The sequence below is a fragment of the Paenibacillus sp. FSL W8-0439 genome, assembly GCF_038008995.1.
Classification (GTDB): Bacteria; Bacillota; Bacilli; order Paenibacillales; family Paenibacillaceae; genus Paenibacillus; species Paenibacillus polymyxa.
This window is the reverse complement of record NZ_JBBPAK010000001.1, coordinates 3148378-3165579: the sequence shown is the minus strand read 5'-3', so window position 1 is coordinate 3165579 and position 17202 is coordinate 3148378. Positions and strand designations below refer to the sequence as shown.

General features: G+C 44.7%; 13 protein-coding genes. 11 read left to right on the top strand and 2 right to left on the bottom strand.

Features of this window, described 5'->3' with window-relative positions; all coding sequences use genetic code 11:
• Positions 1 to 176: 176 nt before the first annotated feature.
• From pdhA to MKX36_RS13395, 8 genes are all read left to right on the top strand, one after another.
• Positions 177 to 1244 carry a pyruvate dehydrogenase (acetyl-transferring) E1 component subunit alpha gene (gene pdhA / locus MKX36_RS13430; protein ID WP_013371457.1) on the top strand — a complete coding sequence of 356 codons (1068 nt, stop codon included), beginning with the start codon at positions 177 to 179 and terminating at the stop codon, positions 1242 to 1244.
• 100 nt (positions 1245 to 1344) lie between these two features.
• On the top strand, positions 1345 to 2325 hold the full coding sequence (locus tag MKX36_RS13425; protein ID WP_013371456.1) for an alpha-ketoacid dehydrogenase subunit beta: 981 nt from the start codon (positions 1345 to 1347) through the stop codon (positions 2323 to 2325).
• Between the two features lie 34 nt (positions 2326 to 2359).
• The gene (locus MKX36_RS13420; RefSeq protein ID WP_340864868.1) at positions 2360 to 3973 is read left to right on the top strand and encodes a 2-oxo acid dehydrogenase subunit E2; all 1614 of its coding nucleotides are present in this window, start codon (positions 2360 to 2362) and stop codon (positions 3971 to 3973) included.
• Between the two features lie 3 nt (positions 3974 to 3976).
• Positions 3977 to 5398 carry a dihydrolipoyl dehydrogenase gene (gene lpdA, locus MKX36_RS13415; protein ID WP_340864867.1) on the top strand — a complete coding sequence of 474 codons (1422 nt, stop codon included), beginning with the start codon at positions 3977 to 3979 and terminating at the stop codon, positions 5396 to 5398.
• Positions 5399 to 5646: 248 nt separating this feature from the next.
• On the top strand, positions 5647 to 6441 hold the full coding sequence (gene thyA / locus MKX36_RS13410; protein WP_340864866.1) for a thymidylate synthase: 795 nt from the start codon (positions 5647 to 5649) through the stop codon (positions 6439 to 6441).
• 17 nt (positions 6442 to 6458) lie between these two features.
• A complete protein-coding gene (locus MKX36_RS13405; RefSeq protein ID WP_340864865.1) occupies positions 6459 to 6947 on the top strand; it encodes a dihydrofolate reductase in 489 nt (162 codons plus the stop codon).
• Positions 6948 to 7184: 237 nt separating this feature from the next.
• A complete protein-coding gene (locus MKX36_RS13400) occupies positions 7185 to 8672 on the top strand; it encodes a glutamate synthase subunit beta (protein WP_340864864.1) in 1488 nt (495 codons plus the stop codon).
• A gap of 608 nt (positions 8673 to 9280) precedes the next feature.
• Complete coding sequence (locus tag MKX36_RS13395; RefSeq protein ID WP_340864863.1) at positions 9281 to 11635, top strand: type IA DNA topoisomerase; 2355 nt, start codon at positions 9281 to 9283, stop codon at positions 11633 to 11635.
• A 69-nt stretch (positions 11636 to 11704) separates the two neighbouring features.
• Here MKX36_RS13395 and MKX36_RS13390 read toward each other — a convergent pair whose 3' ends face one another.
• Both MKX36_RS13390 and MKX36_RS13385 read right to left on the bottom strand, forming a co-directional pair.
• The gene (locus MKX36_RS13390; protein WP_016820710.1) at positions 11705 to 12469 is read right to left on the bottom strand and encodes an HAD family hydrolase; all 765 of its coding nucleotides are present in this window, start codon (positions 12467 to 12469) and stop codon (positions 11705 to 11707) included.
• A gap of 66 nt (positions 12470 to 12535) precedes the next feature.
• Positions 12536 to 13453: a hypothetical protein gene (locus MKX36_RS13385; RefSeq protein WP_045244504.1), complete on the bottom strand. Its 918-nt coding sequence runs from the start codon at positions 13451 to 13453 to the stop codon at positions 12536 to 12538.
• Positions 13454 to 13906: 453 nt separating this feature from the next.
• On the opposite strand from MKX36_RS13385, the gene MKX36_RS13380 reads away from it, so the two are divergent.
• The 3 genes from MKX36_RS13380 to MKX36_RS13370 all read left to right on the top strand — a co-directional run bounded on the left by MKX36_RS13380 (position 13907) and on the right by MKX36_RS13370 (position 17202).
• Positions 13907 to 15064 carry an MFS transporter gene (locus MKX36_RS13380; protein WP_031461574.1) on the top strand — a complete coding sequence of 386 codons (1158 nt, stop codon included), beginning with the start codon at positions 13907 to 13909 and terminating at the stop codon, positions 15062 to 15064.
• Positions 15065 to 15145: 81 nt separating this feature from the next.
• Positions 15146 to 15871: a phosphonate ABC transporter ATP-binding protein gene (locus MKX36_RS13375; protein WP_340864862.1), complete on the top strand. Its 726-nt coding sequence runs from the start codon at positions 15146 to 15148 to the stop codon at positions 15869 to 15871.
• Positions 15868 to 17202 (top strand): hypothetical protein, encoded by a 1335-nt coding sequence (locus tag MKX36_RS13370; RefSeq protein ID WP_019687406.1) that lies wholly within the window; start codon positions 15868 to 15870, stop codon positions 17200 to 17202. The genes MKX36_RS13375 and MKX36_RS13370 overlap by 4 nt, the downstream gene beginning before the upstream one ends.

Sequence of the window (17202 nt, the reverse complement as noted above, 5' to 3'; positions counted from 1 at the left end):
AAAATTTCAATCATGTACTAAGCTGTTATAGTAAAAAACACACCCTGTTACATACACAAAAATGTGGCAAACTCAAAAAAAATAACTAAATCTTTGACGCGAGCGATATAACAGGTGTATAATAATCCTATAACAGCGGAACTTGATATTCAAATTTTTTTGTTGAGGTGAAGAAAATGAGCAAGGTTCCTTATGAAGTTTACACAGAGGAAGTTGAGGCTCTGTCCGTGCTTTCTCCGGATGGTGAAATTATCAATAAAGATAAATTGCCTAAACTTACAGATGATCAATTGAAAGAAATTATGTATCGTATGGTATTTACACGTACTTGGGATGACCGTGCTGTTAACTTGGGCCGTCAAGGACGTCTCGGCTTCTACGCTCCGGTATCCGGACAAGAAGCAACAATGGTTGGTAGTGAATTTGCACTCCAAAAAGAAGACTTTATTGCACCAGGCTACCGAGATATTCCGCAACTCGTTTGGCATGGCCTGCCATTATATCAAGCTTTCTTGTATTCCCGTGGTCATCAACACGGTGGTCAAATTCCGGACGGCGTTAACGTATTGATGCCGCAAATTATCATTGGTGCGCAAATTCTGCACGCTATGGGTATTGCAATGGGCTACAAACTGAAAAAACAAAAACAAGTCGTCATTACATATACAGGCGACGGCGGTTCTTCCGAAGGTGATTTCTACGAAGGTCTGAACTATGCTGGTGTGTACAAGTTGCCAGTTATTTTCTTTGTGCAAAATAATGGTTACGCGATCACAACGCCATTCTCAAAACAAACAGCTGCTCTTTCGATCGCTCATAAAGCAGTAGCTGCTGGTATTAAAGGTGTTAAAATTGACGGTATGGACGTGCTTGCAGTTATTAAAGCCGTTCAAGAAGCTGCAGAGCGTGGACGTAATGGCGAAGGTGCAACATTGATTGAAGCCGTTACTTACCGTTTCCGTCCGCATTCCCTTTCTGATGATGCGACGAAATATCGTTCTAAAGAAGAAGAAGGCGAATGGAATGCAAAAGATCCAATTGCCCGCTTTGCGAAATATCTTGAGAAAAAAGGTCTTTGGACTGAAGAAGATACAGCTCGCGTAAAAGAAGAAGCTAAGGCAAAAGTGAACGAAGAGATCAAAAAAGCCGAGAAAACAGAAAAAATGACAATTCCTGGCCTGATCGATAGCATGTTCGAAACTACGCCTAAGCATTTGGAAGAACAAAAAGCTGATTTTAAATAATTGAACTTGAAAGAGACCGGGCGGCAACCCGATCCGGTCTGCTTTTCGATTGACCTGAACTGAAATTGATCTGTCAATGTTTAAGGAGGAAATGAAGCAAATGGCACAAATGAACATGAAAGAAGCGATTCGTGACGCACTGCGCGTAGAGTTGAAACGCGACCCTAACGTCCTGCTTTTCGGTGAAGACGTAGGTCATGTAGGTGGCGTATTCCGCGCTACAGAAGGTTTGCAAAAAGAATTTGGCGAAGAACGTGTATTCGATACTCCGCTGGCGGAATCCGCAATCGGGGGTCTTGCTGTCGGTCTGGGTATCCAAGGGTTCCGCCCTGTAGCTGAAATCCAGTTCGTAGGCTTTATCTTTGAAGCGCTCGATCAAATGGCGATTCAAGCATCCCGTATGCGTTACCGTTCCGGTGGACGTTACAATTCTCCAATCGTATTCCGTACACCTTTTGGTGGCGGTGTTAAGGCAGCCGAGCTGCATACTGATTCCTTGGAAGGTCTTTTGACTCAAACACCAGGTATTAAGGTTGTTGTTCCTTCCAACCCTTACGATGCAAAAGGTCTTATGATCGCGTCTATTCGCGATAACGATCCAGTATTTTTCATGGAGCATTTGAACCTGTACCATGCATTCCGTGCTGAAGTTCCTGAGAATGATTACACAGTTGAACTGGGCAAGGCTAATGTAGTTCGTGAAGGTTCTGATGTAACGATCATTACTTACGGTATGATGGTACACACTTCAGTTAAGGCTGCTGAAGAGCTGGAAAAAACAAAAGGTATTAAAGTGGAAATCATTGATTTGCGTACAATCAGCCCGATTGACATTGATACCATTGTTGCTTCCGTTCAAAAAACAAATCGTGCCATCGTTGTTCAAGAAGCGCAAAAGAGTGCCGGTGTTGCTGCTGAAGTTATTGCACAAATTAACGAAAAAGCAATCCTGCATCTGGAAGCACCAGTTCTGCGTGTAGCAGGTCCGGATACCGTTTATCCATTTGCTCAAATTGAAGATACTTGGTTGCCAACGCCAACACGTATCATTGATGCGGTTAATAAAGTATTGGAATTTTAATTAAAGCACACCGTAAATTTGGGAGGTTTTAAACGTGGCAAAATTTGAATATAAATTCCCGGAGCTGGGTGAAGGTCTTCACGAAGGCGAAATCATCAAGATGCACATCAAGCCCGGCGACAAAGTAACTGATGATGATATCATCATGGAAGTACAAAACGACAAGGCTGTAGTTGAAGTTCCATGTCCGGTTAATGGTACGGTTCAAGAAGTATTTGCCAAAGACGGAGACATCTTTAACGTAGGTCAAGTTGTAGCTGTCATCGACGCAGAAGGTGAACTTCCTGAACAAGAAGATGCACCGGAAGCACCAGCTGCTAGCCCTGAGCCAGTTGCTGCTGCACAAGGCGGAGCTGCAGGTGCAGCTAGATTTGAATATAAATTCCCAGAGCTGGGTGAAGGTCTTCACGAAGGTGAAATCATCAAGATGCACATCAAACCCGGCGACAAAGTAACTGATGATGATATTATCATGGAAGTACAAAACGACAAGGCTGTAGTTGAAGTTCCATGTCCGGTTAATGGTACGGTTCAAGAAGTGTTTGCCAAAGACGGAGACATCTTTAACGTAGGTCAAATTGTGGCTGTCATCGCTGCTGAGGGTGAACTTCCTGAGCAAGAAGAAGCACCAGCTGCTGTTAAACAAGAAGAGGATGCTGCAAAAGGTGGAGCGAACACTCAACCAGGTGCAACACCTGCTGCTTCGAACAAAGACGTGCTGGCTACACCTAGCGTCCGCAAATTTGCACGTGAGCAAGGTGTTAACATCGCTCAAGTGAGTGGCTCCGGCAAAAACGGTAAAATCACTAAAGAAGATGTAGAAGCTTTCAAAAATGGCGGAGGCCAAGCGGCTGCACCAGCAGCGAAAGAAGCTGCAAAAGCGCAAGAGCCAGCTAAAAAAGAAGCGAAAGCTGCAGCACCATCCGCACCAGCTGCAGATCCGCGTGCTGAGGAAGAACGCGTACCATTTAAAGGTATCCGTAAAGCAATTTCCAATGCTATGGTTAAGTCAGCTTACACAGCTCCACACGTTACAATTATGGATGAAGTGGATGTAACCGAGCTGGTTGCTTTCCGTACTCGTATCAAACCAATTGCAGAGAAGAAAGGCACAAAAGTAACTTACCTGCCGTTCATCGTAAAAGCTTTGGTTGCTGCTTCCCGTCAATTCCCGGCTCTGAATGCCTCGATCGACGAAGAAGCTAACGAAATTGTCTACAAAAAATACTACAACATCGGTATCGCTACTGACACAGACAACGGCTTGATCGTTCCTGTTATCAAAGATGCTGATCGTAAGAGTATCTGGATGATTGCTGATTCCATTCGTGATCTGGCTGTACGCGGTCGTGATGGTAAATTGGCTGCCAATGAGATGAGAGGAAGCACGATTTCCATCACGAACATTGGTTCCGCAGGCGGTATGTTCTTTACTCCAATCATCAACTTCCCTGAAGTTGCAATTTTGGGTACTGGCCGCATCAGTGAAAAAGCAGTCGTGAAAAACGGTGAAATTGTTGCCGCTCCAGTAATGGCTCTTTCCCTGAGCTTTGACCACCGTATTATTGACGGTGCAACTGCTCAAAACTTCATGAACTATATCAAACAGCTGCTCGCTAACCCTGAGCTGCTTGTAATGGAGGTGTAATCAATGGTAGTAGGAGACGCTTCTCTGGATATTGACACATTGGTTATCGGTGCGGGTCCTGGCGGCTATGTAGCTGCCATCCGTGCCGCACAATTGGGACAAAGCGTATTGATCGTTGACAAATCTGAGCTGGGCGGTGTCTGTCTGAACCGTGGATGTATTCCATCCAAAGCTTTGATCTCTGCAGCTCATCAATACGAAGCAGCTAAACATGGCGAAACTTTCGGTATTACGGCTGAAAATGTAAAAGTAGATTTTGCTAAAACGCAAGAATTCAAAAACGGTGTTGTTAAGAAAATGACTGGCGGCGTAAGCGGCTTGCTCAAAGGCAACAAAGTCGAAGTTTTCAACGGTGAGTGCATGTTCATCAACGAAAACGAAGCGCGTGTATTCAACGAACATGAATCACCACGTTACCGTTTTAAAAATGCGATTATCGCAACAGGCTCCCGTCCTATCGAATTGAAGCCATTCCCGTTTGGCGGACGCATTCTGTCTTCTACTGAAGCATTGAACCTGCCTGAAATTCCGAAAAGCCTGATCGTTATCGGTGGTGGATACATTGGTGCAGAGCTTGGACAAATGTATTCCAAATTCGGTTCCAAAGTAACGATCATTGAAGGTATGGATACTGTTCTTCCTGGCTTCGATAAAGATATGACTTCCATCGTTTCGAAAAGCATGAAGAAAACAGGTATCGAAATCTTCACTGGCGCTAAAGCGGAAAGTGCGGAACAAACTGATAAAGATGTAACAGTGAAATTCTCTGTTAACGGTGAAAGCAAAGAAGTAACTGCTGAGTACCTGCTTGTAACTGTTGGACGTCGTCCAAATACAGACGGTGAACTGGGTCTGGATTTGATCGGTGTAGAACTGGATGACCGCGGAATGGTGAAAGTTGACCACCAAGGACGCACAAGCATTCCTCATATCTTCGCAATCGGTGATATTGTTCCTGGTCTTGCTCTGGCTCACAAAGCTTCTTACGAAGGTAAAGTAGCTGCTGAAGTAATTGCCGGCAAACCATCCGTTGTAGACTACAAATGTATTCCGGCTGTTGTGTTCACAGATCCAGAATGCTCTAGCGTAGGCTATACAGAGACACAAGCTAAAGAAAAAGGCTACAATGTCAAAGTTGGTAAGTTCTCTTACGGAGCAAACGGTCGTGCTGTTTCCCTGAACGCTGCTGAAGGCTTTGTGAAAATCGTAGCTGACGCAGATACAGGTCTGGTACTGGGTACGCAAATCGTAGGTCTGGAAGCTTCCAACCTGATTGCTGAGCTGGGTCTGGCGATTGAAATGGGTGCTACACTTGAAGATATCTCCCTGACTATCCATGCTCACCCTACACTGGGCGAACTTGTGATGGAAGCAGCAGAAGTCGTAATGGGTCATCCGATCCACGCATTGGCGCCACGTCGCTAATTCCATTTCATTATCTTGTTTTTGGATTCATACATGAAAAAAGAGGCAAGGAGCGCTATATGTGCGCTCTTTGTCTCTTTTTTTCAAACTTTAAGATTATTGTACTATCATGAAAATTCACACAGTACATGGTCAAAAAAGTACCCTACATGATAAACTAAATATAGATTAATGGTGTAGATCGAGAGTTTTCAAAATTAAAAATGGACGATGCTGTTTTTTATTCATGCTCAAAGGAGAGAAACAACGTGCGCAACTACTTGGAATTGCTGGAGGATATTTTAGAGAACGGGGTAAAAAAAGAGGATCGGACAGGGACGGGAACATTATCTGTTTTCGGAAGGCAACTTCGTTTTGATCTGGCCAAGGGCTTCCCGTTAGTGACCACTAAAAGAGTACATTTGAAATCGGTTATACATGAGCTGTTATGGTTTTTGCGAGGTGATACCAATATTGCTTATCTCAAGGAGAACGGAGTTAGCATTTGGGATGAATGGGCAGATGAACAGGGGAATCTGGGACCTGTATATGGATCGCAATGGCGCGCATGGGAAACAACGGACGGACAACATATTGATCAAATTGCGAATGTCATTGAAGCTATCAGAAACAATCCGGATTCACGTCGACATATTGTCAGTGCTTGGAACGTGGCTGAAATTGAATCGATGAAATTGCCGCCATGTCATTTTGTATTCCAGTTCTACGTAGCTGGGGGAAAGCTATCCTGTATGCTGACGATGCGTTCAGTGGATACATTCCTTGGACTGCCGTTCAACATCGCTAGTTATGCATTGCTGACGCATATGGTTGCACAGCAGTGCGGTTTGGAGCCTGGAGAGTTTATTTGGTCAGGCGGCGATGTGCATATTTATTCAAACCATATACAACAAGTGCATACGCAGTTGGAGCGTGATCCTTATCCCTTGCCACAGTTGAAAATCCTGCGCAAGCCTGAATCCATTTTTGATTACACTTACGAGGATTTTGTTTTTGAGAATTACGAGCATCACCCAGGAATCAAGGCGCCTGTCGCCATCTGATTAGAGGAGGTGGAAAGATGAGCATTTCGATGATATGGGCTATGGCACAAAATGGTGTGATTGGTCGGGATAACAGACTTCCTTGGCGCCTTCCCAGAGACATGGCCTTCTTTAAAGAGCAGACGATTAATAAAACAGTACTCATGGGACGCAAAACGTGGGAATCCTTTGGCGGGAGAAGCCTACCAAACCGCCGCAACGTCGTTTTGACTCGTGATGAGCACTATCAGGCGGAAGGTGCAGAAGTGATCCATACACTGGAGAAGGGGCTCCAACTTGCACAGCAAGAAGAGCTAATGGTCATTGGCGGAGCGGAGATTTACTCACTGTTTTGGCCACATGCGGATCGGCTGATTGTGACTCGAATTGAGGAGACTTTTGAAGGCGATACGACGTTTCCTGAGCTGGATTGGAGCGGCTGGACTATAGTCAGTGAGACGCCGGGTATCAAGGATGACAAAAACTTGTATGACTACCGTTTTGTTGTTTACGAGAGAACAGCATAACAATAGATGAATTCAACCTAGCTCATTTGAAAAATTAATAAACCATATAAAAAATCCTTTTGGCTGTAGATGCAGAAAGTTGCATAAGTTTTCATTACTTTTACGCTGTATTGTGATACAATAAATCAAATTCAATGAGAACAGACCCTTTCATAACACAAACAGACAAGTTCGAATTTGATTAGAATTCTGAATGGATGATCGGGGTTCATAAGCGAAGAGATGGGGGAACGTAACATGTCTACACCAACTGGATTTATGGAATACACACGACAGCTTCCTACAGACCGGGACCCGGCAGAGCGTATAAAGGATTGGGAAGAATTCCATAAGCATATGTCTGAAGAAGAGCTGCGTACCCAAGGGGCGCGTTGTATGGACTGCGGAACTCCTTATTGTCATACGGGGATGGATCTCATGGGAGCAACTTTAGGCTGCCCAGTTCATAATCTTATTCCGGAATGGAACAATCTCGTATATCGTGGTTTGTGGAAGGAAGCGCTAGATCGGCTGCACAAAACGAATAACTTTCCAGAATTTACGGGTCGTGTCTGTCCTGCGCCATGTGAAGGTTCATGTACAGTTGGCCTTATTGGGGAGTCTGTTACCATTAAGACAATTGAGGAAGCGATTATCGAAAAAGGCTTTGAGGAAGGTTGGGTCGTTCCTAACCCGCCGGAAAAACGTACAGGCAAACGAGTGGCTATTGTTGGCTCGGGTCCTGCGGGATTGGCTGCGGCAGCACAGCTTAACAAAGCAGGTCACAGCGTGACAGTGTATGAGCGTGCAGATCGTGTAGGTGGGTTACTGATGTATGGAATCCCATCCATGAAGCTGGATAAGAAGGTTGTACAGCGCCGTGTAGATTTGCTGGAGGCTGAAGGTATCCAATTCATCACGAATACGGAAATCGGCAAGGATATCCCTACTGAGCAGCTGATTGCTGACTATGATGCAGTTGTGCTATGCGGTGGATCTACAAAGCCGAGAGAATTCAATATTGAAGGCAGCGATTTGAATGGTGTTCATTATGCTATGGATTATTTGAATGGCACCATCAAGAGTTATCTGGATTCCAACCTCGAAGATGGCAACTATTTGTCCTCCAAAGGTAAGGACGTTATTGTTATCGGTGGCGGTGATACAGGTTCGGACTGTGTAGCTACTTCTTTGCGGCATGGTTGCCGGAGTGTCACTCAATTTGGAACACACACCAAAGCTCCGGTGGAACGTGATCCGATTGCGAATCCTTGGCCGCAGTTTCCGAATGTGTACTCTCTCGATTATGCACAGGAAGAAGCGAAAGCGTTGTTCGGAGAAGACCCGCGTGAGTTCTCCATCATGACAACCAAATTTGTGGGTGATGAGAATGGCAATCTGAAAGAACTGCACACCATTCAAATTCAACGTATTGTCGATGAAACAGGACGTAAAATCTATCAACCGATTCCAGGTACGGAACGCGTATTTCCGGCACAAATTGCGCTGATTGCAATTGGATTTGATGGGCCTGAGCAAACGATTGTGAAGGAAATAGGTTTGGAAACAGACCGCCGTTCCAATGTTAAGGCACGTTATGGGAAATATGTGACGAATGTGGATAAGGTGTTTGCTGCAGGTGACATGCGCCGTGGGCAGAGTCTTGTCGTGTGGGCTATTAATGAAGGCCGAGAAGCAGCACGTGAAGTTGATAAATACCTCATGGGTGCTACTGTTTTGGTATAATTATAAATTTTTATGTTACGTTACGAATCAAGTAAAGGCTCCATCTTAGGATGGGGCTTTATTTGTGTTTAAAGCTTTATCACTAGTCGTTGTTGAAACCAATTTTCTAGTGAGGTATACAAAACGTTGTAAACTCAATGTTATATAAATTAACTTAAAATTAACTTTTTAATCATGTAGTTGTTATCTAAAATAATCATAACATAAATAAGGATGGTGTGTGTAGCCTTTTTTAAAGAAAATACATTTATTTTACAAAATAATTAGATTAAAATTCAAATTATGTAATATAAGTTAACATTAATATGACGCGAGTTTGCTAATAGTACAGTTTTATTTTGGGTTCTTCATATTTATATTGCTTCCAAAGGAAGATGACATGATCTTTTCCAAGGTTACATAAAATCATGACCTGAGAGAATCATGATATCTATGGTATAATAGACGTACATTGTTGAAGCGCTAGACTAAATGAATTTACAAAGGAGCTTTCGCCGGGAGAAGGCTCCTTTTGCATGAGGCCGGGAACCTGTGTTTTCATTTGCGTTCCATGTATATCTATGAATCATGGAGGAGAAACAGAAGGCCGTCAGGAAGGAATGGAATGAATGAAGACGTTGATTATTGCTGAGAAACCAGATATGGGGCGGACAATTGCCGCTGTTATGGAGCCGCGTGCTAAAAATAACCGTACCTATTTGGAAGGGGAGAAATACATTGTAACCTGGGCGATCGGTCATTTGTTGGGTCTGGCTGAGCCGGATGCTTACGATGCTAAGTACAAACGATGGAATATTCAAGATCTTCCGATTATCCCTGAACAATTCAAAATTGTACCTAATCCGAAAACAAAAGATCAGCTAAAAATGATTGGTGAGCTGGCCAAACGCTGCAATGCCATCGTGAATGCTTGTGATGCTGGACGGGAGGGGCAATATATTTTTGCGTTAATTCAGCAGCAGTTAAAGCTACGACAGCCGGTTAAGCGATTGTGGATCTCGGACTTGACGGCGGAAAGTATTGCGACTGGCTTTGAACGATTGCGAGATGCCTCGGAGTTTGAATTCCTGACTCAAGCTGCGCGGGCACGAAGTGAAGCAGACTGGCTGATTGGCATGAACGCCTCCAGAGCGTTCACAACACGACATAACACCTTGCTGTCGGTAGGACGGGTGCAGACTCCCGTGTTGGCACTAATTCATGATCGAGAAAAGGAAATAGAAGCATTTCAGTCTCAAACCTTCTATGACGTATGGGCTGAGTTCAAACAAGATCAGATTAAGTACAAAGGGGCATGGCAGGGTGATCGGCTGACGAATCCGGAAGAAGCTGAGGGGATCGCTGCGGCGGTACGCGAAAAAGAGGGTAAAATTACCAAATATGATACAAAGCAGACAAAGGAGTATCCTTTTAAATTATACGATTTGACGCTGCTTCAACGCGAGGCGAATGCCAAGTACGGTTATTCGGCTAAAAAAACGCTGGATGTGGCACAAGCGCTTTATGAGCGTCACAAGGTCATTTCCTATCCGCGGACCAACTCTAATTATGTGACAGAGCAGAATATAGACGGCATGCATAAGGCATTACGGATGCTGGGGACAGGCCCTTATGCTGATCTGGTACAACAAGCAAACCCTAATTTGGTCCATAAACAGAATAAATCGGTCTGCAATCCGTCTCGTGTTGAGGATCATCATGCTATTTTGCCGACGTTAAAAAGGCCGGGAACGCTAAGCAAGGAGGAACAAAATGTATATGACCTGGTTATTCGTAGGTTTCTGTCGCATTTTTTTCCGCCGGCTGAATATAAAATGCATACCGTAATGACGCAGGTGGACAAGCATCTGTTTAAAACTAATATTAAGGAGCTTCTGTCCTTGGGATGGAAAGTGGTTTTGAGCAAGGCTGATCAGGATAAAGGTAAAAAGAGCAAAACATCCAAAAAAGAGGATGAAGAGGAAACGGACGAGTGGACGGACAAGAAGTTTGAAATTGATGCAGGGCGTCCGGTAGATTGTGTTCGCGCTGAGATGAAAGAAAAGGCGACTCAGCCTCCTAAAAGCTACACGGAGGGCACATTGCTTAAAGCGATGGAAAGCGCGGGAAAGCAGATGGAGAATGAGGAATTACGCGAGGTTATGAAGGATGCTGGATTAGGTACACCTGCGACACGGGCCGCCACAATTGAACGATTAAAGAAAGTCGGCTACATTGAAATGAAGGGCAAAAAGATTCTGATTACGGATAAAGGAAAGATGGCTATTAACCTGATCCGTCATGCCGGGGTAGATCTATTAGCTTCACCGGAGATGACAGGTCAATGGGAACGCCGTCTTCATCAAATTTCCAAGGGTGAGGCAGCTCAGGAGAAGTTTATGGATAACGTTAAAAGATTTACGTTGTCCATCATTGATAAGGTAAGGCAGCAGCCACCTGCTCCCGCAAATGCCTTTGGCGAGGAGGCAAGGAGTAATCGCTCGGGAGGAAAGACGAACGCCCGCGGCGTAGGTACGAGTGGACGTGCCACCACCGCCAAAGGAAGAGACCGCACAGCATCAGGAGGCGGTAGCAGTGCAGGAAGTGCTACGCTAAAGCAAGCATCGGCGCCAATAAGTCGCAGTTCGACTACACAAGCAGTGCGGAGCTCATCTGATGGACAGTCAGATACTTCAGCAAGCCAAAGGCAGGCGTTAGGCAGCTGCCCGTGCTCCAATTGCGGTGGAAGCATTATTGAAGGCCGCAAAGGGTATGGGTGTAGCCACTTTAAGCAGGGCTGTGGTTTTGTCATTTGGAAGGAATATGCGGGCAAGCAGATTACCGAAACGATGCTCAAGTCCCTGCTCGCCAAGGGGCAGACGCAATTGTTGTCTTTTAAACGTAAAGATGGATCGACCGTCAAAGCGCGGATTGTTCTGGATGTGCCAGGAACAGGACAACTTAGCGTTCGTGAGGATGCCTGAGATTAGGTCCGTCTATCATAGTAGAATGTGAAGGTTAAATGACCTTTTAAACACGAACAAAAAAGGACCCTATCCGAGGGTCCTTTTTTGTTGATGCAATTGTATGCTTTCGTGGATCACCCGTGGCACTTCTGTTAGCTTTTGTATAGTATACATCACAGAGTTCACGTTTTTTTGCAATTCAACCATATTGTAAATCCATTCTTTGGGCTGCTTAAGATACACAGCGTGAATACCTGCTGCAAGGGCTGGAGATACGTCGGTGCGTAAAGAATTCCCAATCATCCAGGTAATGTTTCGGTCCAAGCGATTCATTTGGATGATTTCTTCCAGTGCATCTACATTTTTATGCTGGCGAATGTAGATACGGTCATCAAAGTAAGTAGCCAGCTTCATTTGTTCAATCTTTCTTTCTTGAATGACCTGCTCACCCCCAGTGTAAAGATGAAGGGAATGCCCTGCTTTTTGGAGTGAATTTAACGTTTCGGCCATACCTGGATACGGTTCGATTTCCTGCTCGTACACACTTCGGCCAAGCGAGCGAAGCTCCTGCTCTTCCCGAGAATCCGTACGGCGTCCAAATTGTTCCGAGAAAAACTGGTACGTATCTATTAGGGATTGTGGAAAATGCTCGCTGGCAAAACCCACCTGATGAACTCCAGCCACATCAATTTCGATTTGTTTTTCACGGATCGAATTTCTCGTTAGGTTATGAGCTGCAAACCATTCCTGAAGCAAATCGAAAAAGTGGTTGAGAATAAGATCGAAATACTTGTTGCAGTGGACCAAAGTGTCATCAAGATCAAATAAAATGTGCTGCTTCGGATACGACATGGTGCATACTCCTTCCAAGCCAAAGCTTTAACGGTGTTCGGTTTATAACTAAAGTTGCGATTCAAATTACAATCCAATATAGGATTCCAAAAATACCTGCAAATCAGCCGCACCGTCGGGACGGATGCTGAATTTTTCCTTGTGATAGCGTCCAATGTGGATGCGGAGCAAGCCAGCCACACGCAAAATCATCATATCAGACATAAGTGTATCTTCCAATCGTCTCAAATCATGACGCATGTCTTCAAGAGACTTAGGACCTTGAGCTACATAACGCAAAATGCGCAGTCGTTGCGGATCATTGACAGCACGAGTAAGCCGTAGTAGAAGCGTAGGCGGTTCTTCCTCACTCTCCTCGGGAATATCTACCGGATACTGGATCAGCAGTGTACGGGTATAAAAGCAATATGAATTAATTGGGCGATTATGGACGACCGGAAACAGCACCACTGTATCGAGATCTTCCATATGTGGGACGACTAGCCCGGCTGTTGCATATTCAACAAGTGCTTCCGGTTCCATTTTACTTAACAGCATGCGCTTTTCCGCAGCGTCTTCTTCTGCCAACACACGCAGTTCGCCTTCCAAGGTCCGAAAATAATCACGATCCCACAATCTGAGGAGTGGTGCATATACCTTACGAATGCGTAAAGATTCTTCAAAGGTTAAAAAAGGAATATGCGGAACAAGCAGCTCAAACATATCCTTGTCCGGTCCGTGATCCAAGTAAGAAATATAGTCGGATATTTCATCTGACTCCGGTCGAAGCAACGCCCAGGCATAGAGTGCGTCATAATCGCTAAAAGGGCAATCCTGAGCTGTAGCAAGCTCAGTACGAACTTCTTGTTGTAGTCGTGCATCCACCTTGTCGATCCATTCATGGCCCAAGTCCATATCTTGGACCCACTTTTTAGTTACATAGGCCATAAAGCTGCCGAGCAATTCATAAATTGGAGAAGTGTCTATTTTAATTTGATAACTCATGGAACCAAATGCCTCCTATTCTGTCTTCTAGCCCAGAGCGGTGAACGTAAATAAAGCCCGTCCATAAGCAAAACATGAGCATTTTGAAATTGCCCACTTATTTATTATGGCTTGTTCTGCCGGGCATTGTCCACTATAATATGAAATAGTGCGTTGTGACGTGAACTTGGTCGGATTGAACATACGAGGCTCTTCACCAAATGGAGTCGGATACATACCAGACTAGCTCTATCCGTAAAATCGTCATCTCAGATGGCGATTTTTTTCTTTTTCTCTTTAATACACTAAAATTAACGCTAAAAACATCTTAATATGTAATATACCGATTTTTCAGATGGTCATGGTATACATCGTGATAAGAATTATTATTGATTATGGTATCAAATGCAAATCATTTCTAAGCATTCATTTTATGATGTTAATAATTTAATTGTTCGGGCAGGAGGAGCTAGGATGTCGTCGTCGTTACGTGTTCATTATTTTATTTTAATTGCAGTTATTATTGTTGCTGGATTATGTCAGGGTTTGCTATTACCTATTTTGTCGATTTCTTTGGAACAAATGGGTGTTTCGTCTTCGCTAAACGGAATGAACGCGGCTGCACTGTATATTGGTTCATTTGCAATGACACTGGTGGCTGAACGGACTTTGGGATGGCTGGGGTTCAAAAAGCTGATGGCCGGTGGTCTTGTGCTTGTGCTCATTACGCTGCTGCTGTTCCCGCTAATTCCTGATATTCGGATTTGGTTCGTACTGCGTCTGCTCGTAGGTATTGGAGACAGTGCGTTGCACTATTCTGCGCAGTTGTGGATATTGCTAGTAACTCCACCAGAGAATCGAGGCCGCAACATTTCCTTTTATGGTATGTCTTACGGTCTGGGTTTTGCATTAGGCCCATTGGGATTATGGCTACTCGATTATGGAATGCTGGTTCCATTTGCTGCGTTGGCTTTTTTGTGCTTGCTTGTGTTGCTGTTAGTGTTAATCAAGCTACCTGACTCCAGACCGGAGAAGCAGGAAACTGAGGCGCGTCCCGCACAAAGATTCCGACGCAGCTATAGCTGGGCATGGTATGCTCTGTTGCCTGCATTTCTATACGGTTATATGGAAGCGAGCCTGAACAGTAATTTTCCAGTCTATGGCCTGCGTATTGGCTTCCATACCGATGAAATTGCTGCTTTGCTGCCTTTCGTTAGTTTGGGAGGCTTAGTGTTGCAACTGCCTTTGGGTATATTAAGTGACCGTTGGGGACGTAAAAAAGTGCTAATGAGCGTAGGTATAGCGGGAGGATTGACCTTTATGTTGCTACCCTGGAGTGGTAATCATTTTATGTTCACTTTGGTATTGCTGACCATCGCAGGTGGATTGGTAGGCTCCTTTTTCTCACTCGGTTTGGCCTATGCAGCTGACCTGTTGCCCAAATCATTTTTGGCGGCTGCAAATGTGCTGGCATCCTTTCATTTTAATCTGGGAAGTGTGGTCGGACCTAATATTAGCGGAGGGTTGCTAGACATTGGAACTCAAGGCAGCATGTTTCTAGTTCTTGGAGGTAGTTACATTGTTTTCGGATTGTTGGGTCTGTTTTCCCGAAAAAGAGTACCGGCGGTTTAAAACTGCGGTTTGCATGGTATTTGTTTCACAATTACTATAAAATATAAACATGTATTGATGGCGGACAAAGGGGAATCATAGATGATTAAAATTCGGAAGCTGACCAAGCACGTGGGGCCTGAACGTACCCCGTTGCTTCGAGGGATTGATGCTGAAATTCATCAGGGTGAATTCATTGCTATAGTGGGGCCAAGCGGAAGCGGTAAAACGACACTTCTTCGCTGTCTTGCTTTACATGAATCTTGGGAAGAAGGCAGTTTAATTGTAGGAGGCAATGATGTACTGAAATCCGGGTGGACAGGCAAGATGAAATTAAAGCAGGAATGGGCATATCTGGAGCAAAATCCGCATCTTAATATGAATCGGACCGCTCTTAAAAATGTGCTCATTGGCAGATCGGGTCAGACCCCCTGGTGGAGAATGGTTACTGGTATGGTGCGTTCCGACGATTATATGGGAGCGATGGATGTTCTGGAGGATCTGGGTTTGCTGGATAAGGCGCATGATAAATGCGACAAGCTCAGCGGCGGCGAACGGCAGCGGGTAGCCACAGCGCGTGCTCTCGTTCACGGAGCTAAGGTTATTTTAGCTGATGAGCCTGTAAATGGACTTGATCCTGCCTCAGCAGCGCATGTACTGGAAACCTTTCGCAAGCTGTGTTCTGACGAACGAGTAACAATCATTACTGTACTGCCGCTGGAAATGGCTGAACGTTTTGCTTCCCGAATATGGGGGCTGAATGAGGGCGAGCTGGTGTTTGATATCCAGGGAAGACGATTGACACAGGCAGAAAAGAACAAATTGTGAAGGGGACGGCAAGAGAAGTGAAAAAAATGCTGTTGAAAATGGTGGCGTGCTGCTGTTCCTTGCTGCTCCTTGCTGGATTTTTAAGCGGCTGTAATGTGATTAGCGATCCGATTTCGCTGATGCAGACACCAACGATGTCTGATGAGAAACAACAGCTGAATGGAGCAGTAAATACGCAATTAGGGGCGGTACAGCCTTTAAGGCCGAACGATCCGGATGATCCTACGCCAATTCGGACGGGAGATTTGAATAATGATGGTATAGATGAAGCGGTGCTCTTTTATGAAACACCAGATGAGAGCGTAAAGATACATGGTGCCTTGTTTGAAGATCAGGGCGGCACGTGGGTAAAGAAGCTTACATTTGATGGGGAAGGCACGGTGTTGGAATCATTTAAGCTTGTGGATTTAACCAATGACGGTACGCTTGATATTGTAGCAGGTTTTTCGAGCGGAGACAGTAGTGAGAACGGGGACCAGAAGGGCCTCATCGTATACTCTTATACTGGAGGAACGTTGGAAAAAATATATGCAACGGGCTATACGGACTTCGTTGTAGACGATTTTAACCATAAGAAGATGGATTTGAACGGGGACAATCTGAATGACTTGACGATTATCTTGCTCCGTCGTAATGAATTTTTTACCGTGAAAACATTCCAGTTCAGCGGAGGGACCTTTAAGGAGATCGGGTCGTTGGAATTGGACAGTCAGGCTTTAGGCGTCTACAATGTCGTCGCTGGTAAGGTAGCCCAAGGTAGGCAAGGGATCATTATTGATACAAAGATTGCCGAGACAACTACGGTTTCCAATGTTATCGTGATGGATCACGGCAAACTCAGAAAGCTCAATCTTATGGATGTTACCTTTAAGGATGCTACCATCGCCAGTGGTGATGTGGATGGTGACGGTATTCTCGAATTTGGGAATTTAGAGAAGCCTAAAGGTTGGAGCAACAGGCCGCTGGATGAAGTTCCTTATTTTGTATCGTTCTATCAGTGGGATGGGGCCAAAGGGACGATTTTCAAGCAGCAACAGTATCGTGATTCTAATGAACAGGTCTACTTCAGACTGCCGAAAGAGCTGCATGGCAAGGTGACTATTGATCCGAAGGTTTCAAGGAAAGACAGCTATTTGCGGTTTATTCTGGATGATACAGACAAAACAATAGCGGAAATTAAATTTTTCTCATTGTCACAATGGGAGCGAAACAATGAAGGCTATAGCCAATTGTGGCGAACGAACGCACAGGTAATTGGCATTAAGCGATCCAGCGAGCTGGAACCACGTAAAACCATTAAAAACAAGATGGGGGAAAGGCAGGTAGAATAG